We start from the raw sequence: 14,471 nt of genomic DNA, 5'->3' as shown, positions 1-14,471 counted from the left end.
CGGACGGGCATTCCGAGTCGGTTGTCCCCCCGTCAGAACCCTGTAACGGTAATGTGAATTCCACCGTAAACGCTTGCGCGCGCGACGTTTTTACCGTAAGTAACACACGCTCAAGTTGACGTTACCTTTCCCTTAGGTAGGTCGTTTGACCTTCTTTGTGTCACAGGACGCCCCGTCGGCGTCGCTGGCACGGCAGCGTGCGTGTCTCAAACGGGGGAATCGGCATGGCTTACGATCGGCAGACCGAGAGCAGAGGGGCGCCCGTCCGCTCCGGCGGAACCGCTTCGCGCACCGGCCGGCCGGCCGGCCGCTCGACGGCCCCGGCCACGCTCACCATCGGCGACCTCGCCGAGGAGTTCGGCGTGACCCTGCGGGCGCTGCGCTTCTACGAGGCGAAGGGTCTCCTGCACCCGCAGCGCCGCGGTACCACCCGTCTCTACACCGAGGACGACCGCTCGCGGCTGGCCACCATCCTGCGCGGCAAGGAGCTCGGCTTCACCCTGCGCGAGATCGCCGCGATGGTCGACGGCGACGAGCTCGCCGAGCCCGGCGCGACCCTCGCCCTCTCCCCGGCCCAGGTCGCCGAGCAGATCGCCCATCTGGAGAACCAGAAGGCGGAGATCGAGCGGGCGCTCGAGGCACTGCGCGGCTACGGCAAGACCGTCGCGAGCGCCTGAGGCGACGGACGACGGTCGCGGCGGCGCCCTGCGGGGGCGGGCGCCGCCCGGGCCGGCTTCCAGGATCGGGTACGACGGCGTGGGACTCATCCCGCGTCAACCCTGTCGCGCATCGCGCCGGGCGCCGCGCCGGCAGGCCCCTTGCCGTCCCCACCCGAGATAGTTTACATATGAACTATCTCGCCGCGGCAGACTCCGCGGACGGATCTGGATCAGATCGTGGGAGCGGGGGAAACATGCCGAGCTACAAGGCGCCGGTGGAGGACGTGCTGTTCCTCCTCAACGACGTGTTCGGGATCGCGCGCTACAGCAACCTGCCCGGCTTCGCCGAGGCGACGCCCGACGTGGTCGAGGCGGTGATCGCCGAGGGCGCCAAGCTCTGCGAGGAGGTCCTGGCACCCCTCAACCGGGTCGGCGACACGGAAGGCTGCACCCGCCATCCGGACGGCAGCGTGACGACGCCGAAGGGCTTCAAGGCCGGCTACGACGCCTATGCGGGCGGCGGCTGGATGGGCCTGTCGATGCCCGAGGAGTATGGCGGCCAGGGCCTGCCCCACACCCTCAACAGCGTGATGCAGGAATTCGTGTCGGGCGCCAACATCGCGCTCGGGATGTATCCGGGCCTGACGCAAGGAGCGATGGCGGCGCTCCTGGTGCACGGCTCCGAGGAGCAGAAACGCACCTACCTGCCGAAGATGGTCGAGGGGACCTGGACCGGCACGATGAACCTGACCGAGCCGCATTGCGGCACGGATCTCGGCCTCCTGAAGACCAAGGCGGTGCCGAACGGCGACGGCTCCTACGCGCTCACCGGCACCAAGATCTTCATCTCGGCCGGCGAGCACGACCTGTCCGAGAACATCATCCACCTGGTGATCGCCCGGATCGAGGGCGCGCCGGCGGGCACCAAGGGCATCTCGCTCTTCGTGGTGCCGAAGTTCCTGGTCGGGCCCGACGGCAGCATCGGCGCCCGCAACGGGGTGTCGTGCGGCGCCATCGAGCACAAGATGGGCATCCACGGCAACGCCACCTGCGTGATGAACTACGACGGCGCCACCGGCTGGCTCGTCGGCGAGGCCAATCGCGGCCTCAACGCGATGTTCGTGATGATGAACGAGGCCCGTCTCGCCGTCGGCATCCAGGGGCTCGGCCAGTCCGAGGTCGCCTACCAGAACGCCGTCACTTACGCCCGCGACCGGCTCCAGGGCCGGGCGCTCACCGGCGCCAAGGCGCCCGAGAAGGCGGCCGACCCGATCATCGTCCACCCGGACGTGCGCCGGACGCTGATGAACATCCGCGCCTTCAACGAGGCCGCCCGGGCGCTGGTGATCTGGACCGCGCTCCAGGCCGACATCGCCCACCGCTCCGAGGACCCGGCCGCCCGCCAGGCGGCGGAGGACCACATGGGCCTGCTCACCCCGGTGGTGAAGGGCGTGCTGACCGACCGCGGCTTTGCCAACGCGGTCGACGCCCAGCAGATGTTCGGCGGCCACGGCTACATCGAGGAATGGGGGATGTCGCAATTCGTGCGCGACGCCCGCATCGCCCAGATCTACGAGGGCGCCAACGGCATCCAGGCGATGGACCTCGTCGGCCGCAAGCTGCCGCGCGACGGCGGCCGGGCGATGATGCGCTTCCTCGCCGAGGTCGAGGGCTTCTGCAAGGAGAACGGCGAGGACGAGGGCCTGAAGGCGTATTGCGCCCCGCTGATGAAGAGCCTCGGCCACCTCCAGCAGGCCACGATGTGGTTGATGCAGAACGCCATGGCCAAGCCCGACAATGCCGGTGCGGCGGCGACCGACTACATGCACCTGATGGGCCTCGTCGCCATGGGCTACATGTGGGGCCGGATCGCCAAGGTGGCGGCCGAGAAGAAGAAGTCCGGCGAGGGCATCGCCGAGCGCCTGGATGCGCGGCTCGCCACCGGCCGGTTCTACGTCGAGCGCGTGCTGCCGGAGACCGGCACCCGGCTCGCCCGCATCTCGGCCGGGTCGGACGCCGTCATGGCGATGCCGGCGGAGCTGTTCTAGGCTCGCGCCGACGACGCGGAGCCCGCCCCGCACGGCATCCGCCCGACCAAGACGGATCTGGACCAGGCGCGGGATCCCCTCTCCCGAGAGGGGTAGGGGTGAGGGTGACACGCTTCCGCATGAAACGCTGAGTCTGGTGCCGGCAGCGGAACGGTCTGAGCCTTCTGCGGAACCGTAGCACCCTCACCCCCGACCCCTCTCCCACTCGGGAGAGGGGAGGCGCGCTTCAGCTTCCTCGGGAGAGCCCCGCGGAAACCTATATCGTAGGACTCTCGTCCGAACTCCCGGCGCCGCCCGTCCCTCGGGCCGCCGCACGACACATCCGGGAAGACGCCCCATGCCCGACGCCTACATCTACGACCACGTCCGCACCCCCCGCGGCCGCGGCAAGCCCGACGGCTCGCTGCACGAGGTGACGGCGCTCCGCCTCGCCGAGACGGCTTTGCGCGCCCTCAAGGACCGCAATGCCCTCGACACCGCGCTCGTCGACGACGTGGTGCTCGGCTGCGTCGATCCGGTCGGCGAGGCCGGCGGCGACATCGCCCGCGCCGCGGCGCTGGTCGCCGATTACGGCAACCACGTGCCGGGCGTGCAGATCAACCGGTTCTGCGCCTCGGGCCTCGACGCGGTGAACTTCGCCGCCGCCCAGGTGATGAGCGGCCAGCACGACATGGCGGTCGGCGGCGGCGTCGAATCGATGAGCCGCATCGGCATCGGCGCGTCGGGCGGCGCCTGGCCGGTCGATCCGGCGATCGCGATCAAGTCGTACTTCATGCCGCAAGGCGTCTCGGCCGACCTGATCGCCACCAAGTACGGCTTCTCCCGCGACGAGTGCGACGCCTACGCGGTCGAGTCGCAGAAGCGCGCCGCGCGCTCCTGGGAGGACGGCCGGTTCAAGAACTCCGTCGTGCCGGTGCGCGACGTCAACGGCCTGACACTGCTGGATCACGACGAGCACCGGCGCCCGAGCACCGACATGCAGTCGCTGGCCTCGCTCAAGCCCTCCTTCGTCCAGATGGGCCAGATGGGCGGCTTCGATGCGGTGGCGGTCGACGCGCATCCCGACGTCGAGGCGGTCGAGCACGTCCACCACGCCGGCAATTCCTCCGGCATCGTCGACGGCGCCGCCGCGGTGCTGATCGGTTCGCAGGAAGCGGGCGCCAAGGCGGGCCTCAAGCCTCGTGCCCGCATCCGGGCGTTCGCCAATATCGGCTCGGACCCGGCCCTGATGCTGACCGGCCCGGTCGACGTGACCCGCAAGGTGCTCAAGCGCGCCGGGATGCGCATCGAGGACATCGACCTGTTCGAGGTCAACGAGGCCTTCGCGGCGGTGGTCCTGCGCTTCCTCCAGGCCTTCGACGTCGATCCGGGGAAGGTCAACGTCAACGGTGGGGCCATCGCGCTCGGCCACCCGCTCGGCGCCACCGGCGCGATGATCCTCGGCACCGTGCTCGACGAGCTGGAGCGCACGGGCAAGCAGACGGCGCTGGTGACGCTCTGCATCGGCGCCGGCATGGGCACGGCCACGATCATCGAGCGGGTATGAGGGCGATGCGCGCCCTCCCCCTCTTGGTGCTCGGGCTGGCGCTCGCCGGCCCGGCCCGGGCCGACGACGAAAGGGTCGCGCTCGCCCGCGACATCGTCGCGAAGACGGTGGCCCGCAACCTGACCCAGGCGTTCAGCCAGGCCGAGGAGAAGACCCTCGCCTCGATGACCGCCGAGCAATCGGCCAAGCTGCGCCCCGATCTAGAGAAGACCTTCGCGCAGGAGCGCGACACCCTCGTCGACGGGCTGTCGAAGGAATACGCCCAGAAGTTCGACGCGGCCGAACTGAGGCGCCTGTCGGCGATCTACGACGACCCGGTCTACCAGAAGTTCCAGGCGCTCAACGCCGACCCGACCTCGATGGTCACGACGATCACCAAGGACGCGGTGACCAAGATGATGAACCTGCTCGCGCTCGCGGCCCTGTCGCAGCAGGGCAACGGCCAGAATCCGGCCCCGCCGGGCGTCCCGGCGCGGACCCCCGCGCCGCCCCCGCCCCCTGCGCCCGCCAAGCCGTAATCGCTCTCACGAGGCCCTCGCCATGAACCTCACCAATTTCCGCTTCGAGTCCGGCGCCGACGGCGTGGCGCTCGCCACCTGGGACATGCCCGGCCGCTCGATGAACGTCGTCACCCCGGAGGTGATGGACGAATTGAACCAGATCATCGACGCGGTCGTGGCCGATTCCGCCATCAAGGGCTGCGTCGTCACCTCGGGCAAGGACACCTTCTCGGGCGGCGCCGACCTGACGATGCTGCAAGGCCTCGGCGTCGAGCACGCGCGGCTTTCCCGCGAGCGCGGCGAGGAGGAGGCGATGCGCTTCTTCTTCGAGGAATCGCGCCGGCTGACGCTGCTCTACCGCAAGCTCGAGACCTGCGGGAAGCCGTTCGCGGCGGCCGTCCACGGCACCTGCCTCGGCGGCGCCTTCGAGCTGGCGCTCGCCTGCCACCACCGGGTGCTGTCGGACGACGACAAGACCCGGGTCGGGCTGCCGGAGATCAAGGTCGGGCTGTTTCCCGGCGCCGGCGGCACCCAGCGCGTCGCCCGCCTGATGCAGACCGGCGACGCCCTCCAGATGCTGTTCAAGGGCGAGCAGATCCGCCCGCTGATGGCCCGCAACATGGGCCTCGTCCACGCGGTGGCACCCCGGGCTGAGATCGTCGAGAAGGCTGGTGACTGGATCAAGGCCGGCGGTTCTGCCGTCGCCCCCTGGGACCAGCCGAAGTTCAAGGCGCCGTCCGGCAAGGTCTATTCGCCCGCCGGCATGATGACCTGGCCGCCGGCCAACGCCATCTACCGCCGCGAGACCCACGACAACTATCCCGCCGCCAAGGCGATCCTGCACGCCGTCTACGAGGGCCTGCAGCTGCCGATGGACCTGGCGCTCAAGGTCGAGAGCCGGTACTTCGCCAAGATCCTGCGCTCGCCGCAAGCCGCGGCGATGATCCGCACCCTGTTCCTGTCGATGGGCGAGCTCAACAAGGGCGCGCGCCGGCCGAAGGGCGTCGGCGCGGTGCAGCTGAAGAAGGTGGGCGTCGTCGGCGCCGGCTTCATGGGGGCGGGCATCGCCTACGTCTCGGCCAATGCCGGGCTCGAGGTCGTGCTGGTCGACCAGTCGGCGGAAGCCGCCGAGAAGGGCAAGGGTTACGCCCACAAGCTCGTCTCCGACCAGATCATGAAGGGCCGCGCCAAGACCGCCGATCGCGACGCGCTCCTCTCGCGCATCACCGCCACGGACGATTACGGCGCGCTCGCCGGCTGCGACCTCGTCGTCGAGGCGGTGTTCGAGGACCCGAAGGTGAAGGCCGAGGTGATCGCCAAGGTCGAGGCGGTGATCGGGCCGGACGCGATCTTCGCCTCCAACACCTCGACGCTGCCGATCAGCGGCCTCGCCAAGGCGTCGAGCCGCCCCGAGCAGTTCATCGGCATCCACTTCTTCTCGCCGGTCGAGAAGATGATGCTGGTCGAGATCATCATGGGCAAGGCGACCGGGGAGCGGGCGCTGGCCGTCGCCCTCGACTACGTCCGGGCGATCAAGAAGACCCCGATCGTCGTCAACGACGCCCGCGGCTTCTTCGCCAACCGCTGCGTCGGCGCCTACATCCTCGAAGGCCACCTGATGCTCGGCGAGGGCGTGCCGGCGGCGATGATCGAGAATGCCGGGCGCCAGGCCGGCATGCCGGTGGGGCCGCTCTCGCTCAACGACGAGGTCGGCGTCGACCTCGCCCTCAAGATCGTCAAGGCGACGAAGGCGCAGGTCGGCGAGGCAGCGGTCAACCCGGTCCAGGAGCGCCTGCTCACCGCGCTCGTCGAGGGCGAGGGCCGGCTCGGCCGCAAGAACCGCAAGGGCTTCTACGACTACCCCGAGCAGGGCCAGAAGAAGCTGTGGCCGGGCCTGCGCGAGTTGCAGGACACCCGCCTCGATCCCGACGATGTCGACTTTTCGGAGCTGAAGCAGCGCCTCCTCGTCACCCAGGCGCTGGAGGCGGCCCGTACCGTCGGCGCGGGCGTCGTCACCGATCCGCGCGAGGCCGATGTCGGCTCGATCCTCGGCTTCGGCTTCGCGCCGTTCACCGGGGGCGCCCTGTCCTACATCGACTTCATGGGGGCGGCCCGCTTCGTCGAGCTGTGCCGCAAGCTGGAGGCCAAGCACGGCGCCCGCTTCTCCCCGCCGCAGACCCTGGTGGCGATGGCCGAGCGCGGCGGCACCTTCTACGGCGACGCGGCGAAGAAGGCGGCGTGAGGCGGACCTAGCCTCGCCATCGTCCTGAGATACGGACGCGGCATCCTGCCCGGGCGGCGCCTTCGCCGCCCGGAACGACCGTGTGACGAACAAGAACTCCACTTCGCCCACCCGCCGGATCGTGCTGGTGGCGAATGTCGCGGCGGGCTCGCTCGTCGACGGCGGCCTGACGCCGGACGCCTTGCGCGAGCGCCTGGAGGCCGCGGGCCTCGCCGTCATGCCCGAACCCCAGCCCGATGCGCCCCTGCCGGAACGGCTGGCGGCCTCAGCCAAGGTTCCGGATATCGATGCGGTCGTGGTCGCGGGCGGCGACGGGACGCTGGCCTGCGCGGCGCAAGTCCTCACCGGCCAGGACATCCCCCTCGGCATCCTGCCGCTCGGCACGATGAACCTGCTCGCCAAGGATCTCGGGCTGCCCCTCGACCTCGATGCGGCCGTTGAGGTGCTGGCGACCGGCGCGGTGCGCCGGATCGACGCCGGCGAGGTCAACGGCCACGTCTTCCTCATCAACTCGGTGCTCGGCATGCCGGCCCGGATGGCGCGCCACCGCGAGGCCAAGCGCGGCCGCATGGACGGCTTCGACGTGCTGCGGATGGCCGCCGGCCTCATGCGCCACCTCGGCCGCTATCCGCGCGAGCGCGCCGTGCTGACCCTCGGCGGCACCACCCGGCGGGTGCGCTTCCGGGCGCTCGCGGTGGTCTGCGGCGATTACCGCGAGGGCTTGGGTGCGGTTCTGTCGCGGGCGGGCGTCGACGGCGGGCACCTCACGCTCTACCTCGTCGAGACCCTGTCGGCGGCGCGGCTCGTGCGCCTCGGGCTCGGCTTCGCGGTCGGCGAGTGGCGCCGGCTGCCGGATCTGGAGCGGCACGAGACCGACGCCTTGGCCCTCGACGCCCGCAAGGCCCTGCGGGTGATGAATGACGGAGAGGTCGTGCTGATCGCCCCACCCCTGCGCTACCGCCTCCTCCCGGCTGCCCTCCGCGTCCTCGTGCCGGTGGAGGATGTGTCGTGAGGCGGATCGCCCATATCTCCGACCTGCATTTCGGCCGCACCGACCCGGCGGTGGTGGAGGGCCTTGTGGCGGAGCTGACCCGCGACCGGCCGGACCTCATCATCATCTCGGGCGACTTCACCATGCGCGCCCGAACCCGGGAATGGCTGGAGGCGAAGGCCTTCCTCGACCGGCTGCCGCATCCGTGGATCGCAGTGCCGGGCAACCACGACATCTCGCCTTTCCGGCTCTGGCAGCGCTTCTTCCACCCGTTCCGGCGCTACCGCCGCTACGTCGCGCCCGAGACCGAGCCGGTCTTCCAGGACGACGAGATCGCGGTGATCTGCCTCAACACCGTGCGGACCTGGGCGCCGGAGACCGACTGGTCGCAAGGCAAGATCACCCGGGCGCAGATCAAGCGCACGGAAGCGAAGCTCGACGCCCTGCCGCCGGGCCTGTTCCGGATCGTGGTCGGCCACCACCCCTTCATGCCCCCGCCCTGGGACGAGGAGGCGCGCCTGGTCGGCCGCGCCGACGAGGCGCTCGACGCCTTCCAGCGCCACGGCGTCGGCCTGACGCTCGCCGGCCATCTCCACCGCGGCTACGCCCGCTTCGCCGAGCCGACCCCGAACGGCCACAAGGCCGAAATCGACCGGCCGGAGGTGAAGGTGACGGGCCGGCGGCTCCTCGCGGTCCAGGCCGGCTCCGCCACCTCGACGCGGCTGCGCGGCAACGAGCCCAACGCCTACAACCGGATCACGGTGGAGAACGGCGTCGCCACCGTGCAGGTGCGGCTGTGGACGGGGACGGACTGGTGCGACGCGGCGGAATCGGGGGCGGCGCGGTGTGCGGCGGAGGAATAGTCTGCTCTCCGCTTGATTCAACTCGGTGAAGTTAAAGCGCGGGATCCCCTCTCCCGAGTGGGAGAGGGGTGGGGGTGAGGGTGACACGCTCCCGTGTGAGACACTGAGCGTTGTGCTGGCAGCAGGACGGTAGGGCGAGACTCAGAACCGTAGCACCCTCACCCCCGACCCCTCTCCCAGACGGGAGAGGGGAGATGCGCTTTACCTTTATCGAGTGGATCGAGCGGAATCCGCGTCAGATCCCGCCCTCCTGCCCCTCGACGCCCCGCGCCCCCACCGCCGCGACGTCGAACCGGTCCGCCGGCACCCGGGCCAGGAAGCGCTCCGCCACCTCGACCAGCAGCAGGTGCGGGCGCACCCGCTCGACGTAACCCCAGTCGAGGCTCGCCGACCAGACGAAGTGCAATTCCCGAAAGCTCTCGGCGAGGAGGCCGGTGAGGAAGATCGGGTGGAAGTGCGAGCAGGAATCGCCGAACAGCATCAGCGTGCGGGGATCCGCGGCCGGGCTGTCGTTGCGAAACACCACGTGGGCGCCGACGTGCAGGTCGGCGGCGGTGCCGCGCGCCTCGTGGCCCTTGACCAGCGGGTTGGCGTAGGTCCGCACGGCGTCGCGCTGGACCTCGTAGACCCGCATCGTCTCGCGCCGCGGCGGATCGAGCTTGGCGCCGAGGTCGAGCACGCCGTCATGGTCGTGGAACGGCCGCGCGCCGAGATCGGCCGGCGGCAGGGCGCCGAGCGCCCGCATGATCTCCCCGTAGGCGAGGCGGCAGCCCTCCTGGCTCCAGTGGGTGTCGGTGCGCAGGTAGAGCGGCGGCTCGGAATCCCGCGCCGCGCGCATCGGGCCGACGAGGTCGATCCAGGCCCGTGCCGCGGGCGAGCGGGCGAGGCGCGCGCCGAGGCGCCGGGCCGGCGACAGGGCGGGATCGAGGACGAGCCCGTCGAGCCGGTCGTCGTAGATGCTGAGCTTCTCCGGCACCACGACGTGGAAGGCGCGCACGCCGAGAGCTGCGGCCTTGACGGTGCGGGCCTCGACCAGCCGGCGCCAGCGCCACAGCCGCCAGGCCACGGCCAGGCTCGCCCGGTATTGCTGCCGCACCCGATTGGTGCCGCCGGTCAGGAAGAGCCAGCCATCCCGGCCGAGATGGACCATGTCGGTGCTGTCGCGCATCCGCGCCGTGTAGCGGGCCAGGGCCCGGCTGAACAGCGCCGCCCCTGGCCAATCCCGGCGCCCGCGCCATTTCGCCGGGAGGATGCCGCAGAACCCCCTGATCCTCACCCTGGAACTCGACGAGGACGCCTTCGCGGAGTTCGACGGCCAGCGCCGCCGCCACTTCCCGCCGGCCCTCAACAAGATTCCGGCCCACGTCACGCTGTTCCACCACCTCCCGGGCGAGGAGGAGCGCGGCATCGTCGAGACCCTGACCGCCGAGGTGCGGGCGCAGGCGCCGCTGCCGGTCACGGTCGCAGGCCTGCGCTTCATCGGGCGCGGCGTCGCCTACGGCCTCGAATCGCCCCGCCTGTCATCCCTGCGCGGGCGCCTCGCCGCAACGTTCGAGACCTGGCTGACGCCGCAGGACCGCCAGGGCTACCGGCCGCACGTGACGGTGCAGAACAAGGTCACGCCCGAGGAGGCCCGCGCGCTCCACCGCGAGCTGGAGGCCGCCTTCGTGCCCCGCGAGATCACCGGCACCGGGCTCCTGCTCTGGCGCTATCTCGGCGGCCCGTGGGAGCCCCGCGGCCGGTTTCCGTTCGGGGGCGCGTGATGGAGATCCCGTTCCGGCGCCACGCCACGGCGGTGTGGCTGCGGCTTCGCCTCAACGAGATCGGGCCGCTCGCCTCGCTGCTCGCCGTCAGCCTGTTCGGCTTCGGCTTCTTCAAGCTCGCCGACGAGATCCGCGAGGGCGGCTCGTTCGGCTTCGACGACCGCCTCCTGCTGGCCCTGCGCGTCCCCGGCGACCTCGCCCAGCCGATCGGCCCGCACTGGCTGCCGGAAACGATGCGCGACATCACCGCCTTCGGCAGCGTGTTCGGCATCGTCTACGTCACGGCCTGCGTGGTGCTCTACCTCGCGGTCACGGCGCGGCGGCGCGCCGCCCTGTTCGTCGTGATCGCGATCGGCGGCGGCGAGCTCTTGTCGACGGGGCTCAAGCTGTTCTTCCGCCGCCCGCGGCCGGAGCTGGTGCCGCACGGCATGGAGACCTTCACGGCGAGCTTCCCGAGCGGCCACGCGATGCTGTCGGCCATCGCCTACCTGACGCTCGCGATCCTGCTCGCCCGGGTCGAGCGCTCGCGCAAGGTCAAGGCCTTCGTGATGGGGCTCGGCGTCGTCACCACGCTGCTCGTCGGGATGAGCCGGATCTATCTCGGGGTGCATTGGCCGAGCGACGTGCTCGCCGGCTGGTGCATCGGCGCCGCCTGGGCGTCCTTGTGCTGGTTCGTCGCCCTCCAGCTCCAGCGCCAGGAGGTGGTGGAGGCGCCCGACCCGCCGCCGCCGGCCTAGAGCCAGACGCTTGCGCCCCGCGCCGCCCTCCCCTAGCCAAGCCAAGGGAAAACGCGCGGGAGGAATGCCGTGGCTTACGAAAACATCCGGGTCGAGACGCGCGGGCGGGTGGCGCTCGTCACCTTGCACCGTCCGGCGGCGCTGAACGCGCTCTGCAACGCGCTGATCGCCGAATTGAACCACGCGCTCGACGGCTACGAGCGCGACGACGGCATCGGCTGCATCGTCATCACCGGCTCGGAGAAGGCTTTCGCCGCCGGCGCCGACATCCGCGAGATGCAGGACCGCACCCATCCCGAATTCTACATGGCCGACCCGTTCGGCGAGTGGGACAAGGTCGGCCGGCGCCGCAAGCCGATCATCGCCGCGGTGGCGGGCTACGCGCTGGGCGGCGGCTGCGAGCTGGCGCTGATGTGCGACTTCATCCTCGCCGCCGACAATGCCAAGTTCGGCCAGCCCGAGATCAAGCTCGGGGTGATCCCCGGCGCCGGCGGCACGCAGCGCCTGACCCGCGCGGTCGGCAAGGCCAAGGCGATGGATCTGTGCCTCACCGGCCGGATGATGGACGCGGCCGAGGCCGAGCGCTCCGGCCTCGTCGCCCGGGTGATCCCGGCGGCCGACCTCCTCGACGAGGCGATGAAGGCGGCCGAGACCATCGCGTCGATGTCGCTGCCCTCCGTGATGGTCGCCAAGGAGAGCGTCGACCGCGCCTTCGAGACCACCCTGACCGAGGGCATCCGCTACGAGCGCCGTGTGTTCTACGGGCTCTTCGCCACCCACGACCAGAAGGAAGGCATGAAGGCCTTCGTCGAGAAGCGTAAGCCCAACTTCGAGAACCGCTGAGATGACCGTGACCTACGCCGACGTCGAGGCCGCCGCGGAGCGCATCGCCGGCATCGCCCACCGCACCCCGGTGCTCACCTCCCGCACCGCCGACGCGCGCACAGGCGCCACCCTGTTCTTCAAGGCCGAACCGCTCCAGCGCGCCGGCGCCTTCAAGTTCCGGGGCGCCTGCAACGCCATTGCGGCGCTCTCGCCCGAGCAGCGCAAGCGCGGGGTGCTCGCCTTCTCGTCGGGCAACCACGCCCAGGCGATCGCCTATGCGGGCGCGCTCCAGGGCGTGCCGACGGTGATCGTGATGCCGCACGACGCGCCCGCCATCAAGGTCGCGGCCACCCGCGGCTACGGCGCCGAGATCGTGTCCTACGATCGCTACAAGGAGGACCGCGAGGCGGTGAGCCGGAGCCTCGCCGAGGCGCGCGGCCTCTCGGTGATCCCTCCTTACGACCATCCGGACGTGATCGCCGGCCAGGGCACGGCGGTGAAGGAACTGATCGAGGAGGTCGGCCCCCTCGACGTGCTCCTCGTCTGCCTCGGCGGCGGCGGGCTGCTCGCCGGCTCGTGCCTCTCGGCCAAGGCCCTGTCGCCCGGGGTCGAGATCTGGGGCGTCGAGCCCGAGGCGGGCAACGACGGCCAGCAATCGCTCGCCAAGGGCGAGGTGGTGCGCATCCCGGTCCCGGTCTCGATCGCCGACGGGGCGCTCACCACGCATCTCGGCCAGCACACCTTCCCGATCATCCAGCGCGAGGCCGCCGGTATCGTCACCGCCACCGACGCGCAGCTCGTCTCCGCGATGCGGTTCTTCGTCGAGCGGATGAAGCTCGTCGTCGAGCCGACCGGCTGCCTCGCGGCGGCCGCCGCCTTCGAGGGCGCGGTGCCGGTTAGGGGCAAGCGCGTCGGCGTGATCCTGTCGGGCGGCAACGTCGACCCGGCGGCGCTCGCCCGGCACCTCGCGGCATGAATCCGGCGACGCCCGAGGAACTGTTCGCCTTCCTCGACGGCCTCGGCATCGCGCATGCCACCGTGGCGCACGTGCCCGTGCACACGGTGGCGGAATCCCGCGACCTCAAGGCGGCGATGCCGGGCGGCCACTCGAAGAACCTCTTCCTCAAGGACAAGCGCGGCCGCCTGTTCCTGGTCGTGGCGGAGGCTGAGGCGAGGGTCGACCTCAAGCGCCTGCACGGACCGCTCGGGGCCACCGGCCGGCTCTCCTTCGGCTCGGCCGAGCTGCTCTACGAGCGCCTCGGCGTGCGCCCGGGCTCGGTGACGCCGTTCGGGCTCGTCAACGACCGTGACGGCACGGTGGCGGTGGTGCTCGATGCCGGGCTGATGGCGCACGATCCGGTCAACTTCCACCCGCTCCACAACGGCGCCACCACGGCGGTGTCGCCGGGCGACCTGATCCGCTTCCTGGAGGCGACGGGACACCCGCCGCGGGTGATGGCGCTGCCGGAGCCGGCGGCGGAGGAGGAGCAGTCCACCTGAGCGGGGCGCATGCCTGAAACACGCTCTCCCCTTTCCCGGACGACTGGAACGGAGTGGAAGGAGATCCGGGATCCAACAGAGGATCTGCCGCGAAGCGGCTCTGTGTTTTGCATCGTTGCAGAGATAGAGACGCTTCGCGATTTTTTGCGCTGGATCCCGGATCTCCTTTCACTTCGTTCCAGTCGTCCGGGAAAGGGCCGGCGTGCCTTATATCGAATGGCTTCGCGCCTGCACGGTCACCGGGATCGACCTCGCGCCGCCGCGATCGCCGCCTGGTTCGCCTCCGCCCAGCGGATCAGCCCCCGCAGCGGCTCCAGGAACGAGCGCCCCAAAGCCGTCAGCCGGTACTCGACCCGGGGCGGCACCTCGGCGTGGACCTGGCGTGCCACGAAGCCGTCCTGCTCCAGCCGGCGCAGGGTCTTCGACAGCATCTGCTTCGAGACGTCGCCGATCTCGCGTTCGAGCTGGCTGAACCGCTTCACCCCCGGATCGAGCGCCGTCAGCACCAGGAGGCTCCACTGGTCGCCGATCCGGTCCAGCACATCGCGGATCGGGCAGGAACTGATCTGTGCCTCGGCCGGCCTGATCTCGTCGAGCACGCGGTTCACCCCATGGTCACCCGGCGCTGACCTGGTCTCGCAAGGATGACGTCTTGCGGGGCCGGTCGCGGCGGGCTAGAGCGTGTTATGAACTGATTATTGTACGTTCGATTTTGCTGAGCATATCGCAGACGAAGGCAACCATGTGGAGGCCCGCCAATGTGCTGGCGTAGCGCTCGTAATCCTTGACCAGCCGGC

14 protein-coding genes and 1 pseudogene are annotated in these 14,471 nt (G+C 70.5%); 12 read left to right on the top strand and 3 right to left on the bottom strand.

Going from position 1 to position 14,471, the window contains the following annotated elements; translation table 11 throughout:
* Positions 1-224: 224 nt before the first annotated feature.
* The 7 genes from ACS5PV_RS25685 to ACS5PV_RS25655 all read left to right on the top strand — a co-directional run bounded on the left by ACS5PV_RS25685 (position 225) and on the right by ACS5PV_RS25655 (position 8,849).
* Positions 225-677 (top strand): MerR family transcriptional regulator, encoded by a 453-nt coding sequence (locus tag ACS5PV_RS25685; protein ID WP_455398181.1) that lies wholly within the window; start codon positions 225-227, stop codon positions 675-677.
* 236 nt (positions 678-913) lie between these two features.
* On the top strand, positions 914-2,707 hold the full coding sequence (locus ACS5PV_RS25680; RefSeq protein ID WP_455398180.1) for an acyl-CoA dehydrogenase C-terminal domain-containing protein: 1,794 nt from the start codon (positions 914-916) through the stop codon (positions 2,705-2,707).
* A 337-nt stretch (positions 2,708-3,044) separates the two neighbouring features.
* Positions 3,045-4,253 carry an acetyl-CoA C-acetyltransferase gene (locus ACS5PV_RS25675; RefSeq protein WP_455398179.1) on the top strand — a complete coding sequence of 403 codons (1,209 nt, stop codon included), beginning with the start codon at positions 3,045-3,047 and terminating at the stop codon, positions 4,251-4,253.
* Positions 4,254-4,258: 5 nt separating this feature from the next.
* Positions 4,259-4,771 (top strand): hypothetical protein, encoded by a 513-nt coding sequence (locus ACS5PV_RS25670; protein WP_455398178.1) that lies wholly within the window; start codon positions 4,259-4,261, stop codon positions 4,769-4,771.
* 22 nt (positions 4,772-4,793) lie between these two features.
* Positions 4,794-6,995, top strand: coding sequence for a 3-hydroxyacyl-CoA dehydrogenase NAD-binding domain-containing protein (locus ACS5PV_RS25665; protein ID WP_455398177.1), 2,202 nt, complete (start codon positions 4,794-4,796; stop codon positions 6,993-6,995).
* 82 nt (positions 6,996-7,077) lie between these two features.
* Positions 7,078-8,007: a diacylglycerol/lipid kinase family protein gene (locus tag ACS5PV_RS25660; RefSeq protein WP_455398176.1), complete on the top strand. Its 930-nt coding sequence runs from the start codon at positions 7,078-7,080 to the stop codon at positions 8,005-8,007.
* Positions 8,004-8,849 carry a metallophosphoesterase family protein gene (locus ACS5PV_RS25655; protein ID WP_455398175.1) on the top strand — a complete coding sequence of 282 codons (846 nt, stop codon included), beginning with the start codon at positions 8,004-8,006 and terminating at the stop codon, positions 8,847-8,849. The genes ACS5PV_RS25660 and ACS5PV_RS25655 overlap by 4 nt, the downstream gene beginning before the upstream one ends.
* Before the next feature lie 235 nt (positions 8,850-9,084).
* On the opposite strand, the gene ACS5PV_RS25650 is transcribed toward ACS5PV_RS25655, so the two are convergent.
* Positions 9,085-10,017 carry an alginate O-acetyltransferase AlgX-related protein gene (locus ACS5PV_RS25650; RefSeq protein ID WP_455398272.1) on the bottom strand — a complete coding sequence of 311 codons (933 nt, stop codon included), beginning with the start codon at positions 10,015-10,017 and terminating at the stop codon, positions 9,085-9,087.
* Between the two features lie 82 nt (positions 10,018-10,099).
* On the opposite strand from ACS5PV_RS25650, the gene ACS5PV_RS25645 reads away from it, so the two are divergent.
* The 5 genes from ACS5PV_RS25645 to ACS5PV_RS25625 all read left to right on the top strand — a co-directional run bounded on the left by ACS5PV_RS25645 (position 10,100) and on the right by ACS5PV_RS25625 (position 13,674).
* A complete protein-coding gene (locus tag ACS5PV_RS25645; protein WP_455398174.1) occupies positions 10,100-10,612 on the top strand; it encodes a 2'-5' RNA ligase family protein in 513 nt (170 codons plus the stop codon).
* Positions 10,612-11,349, top strand: a complete 738-nt coding sequence (locus tag ACS5PV_RS25640; protein ID WP_455398173.1) for a phosphatase PAP2 family protein — start codon at positions 10,612-10,614, stop codon at positions 11,347-11,349. Before ACS5PV_RS25645 ends, ACS5PV_RS25640 begins: the two co-directional genes overlap by 1 nt.
* A gap of 69 nt (positions 11,350-11,418) precedes the next feature.
* Positions 11,419-12,192, top strand: a complete 774-nt coding sequence (locus tag ACS5PV_RS25635) for an enoyl-CoA hydratase (protein ID WP_455398172.1) — start codon at positions 11,419-11,421, stop codon at positions 12,190-12,192.
* 1 nt (position 12,193) lies between these two features.
* Entirely contained in the window at positions 12,194-13,150 is a 957-nt protein-coding gene (locus ACS5PV_RS25630) for a threo-3-hydroxy-L-aspartate ammonia-lyase (RefSeq protein ID WP_455398171.1), read from the top strand.
* Positions 13,147-13,674, top strand: coding sequence for a prolyl-tRNA synthetase associated domain-containing protein (locus ACS5PV_RS25625; protein WP_455398170.1), 528 nt, complete (start codon positions 13,147-13,149; stop codon positions 13,672-13,674). The genes ACS5PV_RS25630 and ACS5PV_RS25625 overlap by 4 nt, the downstream gene beginning before the upstream one ends.
* A 236-nt stretch (positions 13,675-13,910) precedes the next feature.
* Here the strand turns inward: ACS5PV_RS25625 and ACS5PV_RS25620 are convergent, their stop codons facing one another.
* Together ACS5PV_RS25620 and ACS5PV_RS25615 are read right to left on the bottom strand one after the other, a co-directional pair.
* Positions 13,911-14,273, bottom strand: a complete 363-nt coding sequence (locus ACS5PV_RS25620; protein WP_455398271.1) for a winged helix-turn-helix transcriptional regulator — start codon at positions 14,271-14,273, stop codon at positions 13,911-13,913.
* An 85-nt stretch (positions 14,274-14,358) separates the two neighbouring features.
* Positions 14,359-14,471, bottom strand: a pseudogene (locus tag ACS5PV_RS25615) (IS5/IS1182 family transposase); the annotation flags it as partial.

The sequence above is a fragment of the Methylobacterium sp. Gmos1 genome (assembly GCF_053764715.1).
This window is presented reverse-complemented; position numbering and strand designations above follow the sequence as displayed.

Coding starts and splice junctions, on each gene's coding strand:
- ACS5PV_RS25650 (WP_455398272.1), bottom strand. CDS start 10,017: ATGCGCGACAGCACCGACATGGTCCATCTCGGCCGGGATGGCTGGCTC.
- ACS5PV_RS25630 (WP_455398171.1), top strand. CDS start 12,194: ATGACCGTGACCTACGCCGACGTCGAGGCCGCCGCGGAGCGCATCGCC.
- ACS5PV_RS25640 (WP_455398173.1), top strand. CDS start 10,612: ATGGAGATCCCGTTCCGGCGCCACGCCACGGCGGTGTGGCTGCGGCTT.
- ACS5PV_RS25665 (WP_455398177.1), top strand. CDS start 4,794: ATGAACCTCACCAATTTCCGCTTCGAGTCCGGCGCCGACGGCGTGGCG.
- ACS5PV_RS25645 (WP_455398174.1), top strand. CDS start 10,100: ATGCCGCAGAACCCCCTGATCCTCACCCTGGAACTCGACGAGGACGCC.
- ACS5PV_RS25670 (WP_455398178.1), top strand. CDS start 4,259: ATGCGCGCCCTCCCCCTCTTGGTGCTCGGGCTGGCGCTCGCCGGCCCG.
- ACS5PV_RS25680 (WP_455398180.1), top strand. CDS start 914: ATGCCGAGCTACAAGGCGCCGGTGGAGGACGTGCTGTTCCTCCTCAAC.
- ACS5PV_RS25685 (WP_455398181.1), top strand. CDS start 225: ATGGCTTACGATCGGCAGACCGAGAGCAGAGGGGCGCCCGTCCGCTCC.
- ACS5PV_RS25675 (WP_455398179.1), top strand. CDS start 3,045: ATGCCCGACGCCTACATCTACGACCACGTCCGCACCCCCCGCGGCCGC.
- ACS5PV_RS25625 (WP_455398170.1), top strand. CDS start 13,147: ATGAATCCGGCGACGCCCGAGGAACTGTTCGCCTTCCTCGACGGCCTC.